We start from the raw sequence: 3041 nt of genomic DNA on the forward strand, positions 1-3041 counted from the left end.
GCTACGCAATCCTCCAGGAAATTTACGACAGCGAAGAGCATTTCGACATTGAGAACCTGTATCTCAAGATGAAAAACAAGAATTACCGCGTGAGCCGCGCGACGCTTTACAACACAATCGAGCTTTTACTGGACTGCGCACTTGTCCGAAAGCACCAATTCGGGCAAAACCAGTCGCATTACGAAAAATCGTATTTTGATAAGCAGCACGATCACATCATCATGACCGACACCGGTGAGGTGATCGAGTTCTGCGATCCGCGAATCCAGACCATAAAAAAAACAATCGAAGAAATTTTCGACATCGAAATACACAACCATTCGCTGTATTTCTATGGAAACAAAAGAAAAACAGATGAATAGATAAAAATAACTCGGGCGTTGCGCCGGTGGGGAAAATTTCAATCGCCCGACGCTCTGCTCAACCGCCGCCGGGCTGTTCGTTGCAATCTTTTTTTTAAGATATCCCGAACTTGTTGAGGGAAATCGTAAAATAAGATATCCCGAACTTGTTGAGGGAAATTTTAAGTTACAAAAAAGGATTTCCACTTCCATCCCTAACGCAGAGACCGTCCAGATTCAGCATTCGTTAATCGACATTGGTACTTTTTCTTTTAATGTTGAATTTTGAACGTCGAAAAACGAATTTTGAAGTATAAAATAACTAACTACTATCAACTAACTACTAATAACTAACAACTAACTTACATGGCAGTAGACCTACTACTCGGATTACAATGGGGCGACGAAGGCAAAGGCAAAATCGTCGACGTTCTCACTTCAAAATACGACATCATCGCACGTTTTCAGGGCGGCCCGAACGCCGGACACACGCTCGAATTCGACGGCATCAAGCACGTTCTCCGCACGATTCCGTCGGGGATTTTCCACAAAGATTCGATCAATATCATCGGGAATGGCGTCGTAATCGATCCGGTTGTGTTCCAGAAGGAAATCGAAGGCCTGCAAAAATTCAACATCGACCTCAAGTCCAAGCTCATCATTTCGCGCAAGGCGCATCTGATTCTGCCGACGCATCGTTTGCTCGACGCTGCATCTGAAACTGCAAAAGGAAAAGCCAAGATCGGTTCAACCTTAAAAGGAATCGGCCCAACTTACATGGACAAGACCGGACGCAACGGCATCCGCGTAGGCGATATCGAGCTCGCCGATTTCAAGCAGCGTTACCGCACGCTCGCCGACAAGCACGAGACGATGATCAAGTTTTACGACGTCGCCATACAATACAATCTAGCCGAGCTCGAAAAAGAGTTTTTCGAATCGATCGAAGAGCTGAAAAAACTTGACTTCATCGACAGCGAGGAATATCTCTACAACGCGCAAAAAGCCGGCAAATCAATTCTCTGCGAAGGCGCGCAAGGTTCGCTGTTGGATGTTGATTTCGGAACTTATCCGTTCGTGACGTCTTCAAACACAACCGCAGCCGGAGCTTGTACCGGGCTTGGAATCGCACCGAATAAAATCCAGGAAGTTTTCGGGATTTTCAAAGCATACACGACGCGCGTCGGAAGCGGCCCGTTCCCTACCGAAGATTTCGGCGAAGCAGGTGATGTCATGGCAAAAGTCGGCAACGAATTCGGATCAGTAACGGGAAGAAAAAGACGCTGCGGCTGGCTTGATCTTGTCGCGCTGAAATACGCGATCCGGATCAACGGCGTAACACAACTGATGATGATGAAAGGCGACGTGCTTTCAGGATTCAAGACACTCAAAGTTTGCACAGCTTATAAATACAACGGCCAGGAAATCGACCATCTGCCGTATACGATCGAACCTGAAAACGTCGAGCCGGTCTATACCGAATTCAAAGGCTGGAACGCAGATCTTACGGGAATGACATCGTACGGCGAGCTTCCGAAAGAACTTACAGAATATATTGAATTCATCGAAAAACAGGTCGAAGTTCCAATCAAAATCGTCTCGGTCGGACCTGACCGAAAGCAGACAATAATGAAATAGCGCCAATCGGCGAAAGGTCGAATAATCGCGAAAACGTCTGTCTCAATGAAAATCACCAAACTCTTCACCGGTTTCTTTGAAAGCGAAAAGTCGGGCGGAATCATACTTGTTTTCGCTACGGCAGTCTCGCTGATATTGGCGAATTCGCTCCTTGGCAGCAATTACATCGCGTTTTGGAATCAACCGATGGGCAGCCACACTCTGACCGAATGGATCAACGACGGGCTGATGACGATTTTCTTTTTGTTGATTGGGCTTGAGCTCGAACGCGAAATCTATATCGGCGAACTGTCTGATTTGAAAACCGCATCATTGCCGATATTTGCGGCGCTTGGCGGAATGGTTGTTCCTGCCGCGATTTTTATGCTGCTCAACTTTGGAACAGAGGCGCAGCCCGGTGCAGGAATCCCGATGGCAACTGACATCGCGTTTGCGGTAGGAATATTGTCGCTCATCGGCAAACGCGTTCCGGCTTCGCTGAAAATTTTCCTCACCGCGCTTGCAGTAATCGACGACTTGGGCGCGATTCTGGTCATCGCGTTTTTCTACACCAAAGACATTTCGTTTGTCAATCTTGGAATTGCACTGGCAATCTGGGCGGTGTTGTTTGCTTTGGGAAAGCTGAAAGTACGCAACCTGATCCCGTACATTATCGGCGGCGGCGCAATGTGGTATTTCATGCTGCATTCGGGCGTTCACGCGACGATTACCGGCGTAATGCTCGCTTTTGCGATTCCGTTTGGCGAAGGCGGCGAAAAATCCACTTCGTATTTATTGCAGAACTTTCTGCATAAGCCCGTTGCCTTTTTCATCCTTCCGCTGTTTGCGCTGACAAATACGTGCATTGCGCTGGCTGACGGATGGCAAAACCATCTGGTGTCGCTCTCAGCAACTGGAATAATTCTCGGACTCGTTGTAGGAAAGCCGGTCGGAATCTGGCTTTTTGCACGGATCGCCGCGAAATTCGGCGTATGCAAGCTTCCGCACGGATTGAGATGGAAACATATTTTTGCTACGGGAATGCTTGGCGGAATCGGGTTTACGATGTCAATCTTCATTGCG

At 47.7% G+C, this 3041-nt stretch carries 3 protein-coding genes; all 3 read left to right on the plus strand.

The window, feature by feature from the left end:
• Positions 1-362, plus strand: a 362-nt coding sequence (locus EOO50_RS17520) for a transcriptional repressor (RefSeq protein WP_290841579.1), incomplete at its 5' end; no start/stop codon positions are given.
• A gap of 345 nt (positions 363-707) precedes the next feature.
• Positions 708-1979: an adenylosuccinate synthase gene (locus EOO50_RS17525; RefSeq protein WP_290841580.1), complete on the plus strand. Its 1272-nt coding sequence runs from the start codon at positions 708-710 to the stop codon at positions 1977-1979.
• Between the two features lie 45 nt (positions 1980-2024).
• Positions 2025-3041, plus strand: a 1017-nt coding sequence (gene nhaA, locus EOO50_RS17530; RefSeq protein ID WP_290841581.1) for a Na+/H+ antiporter NhaA, incomplete at its 3' end; no start/stop codon positions are given.

Origin of the sequence: Flavobacterium sp. (genome assembly GCF_004211145.1) — a bacterium.
GTDB lineage: Bacteria > Bacteroidota > Bacteroidia > Flavobacteriales > Flavobacteriaceae > Flavobacterium.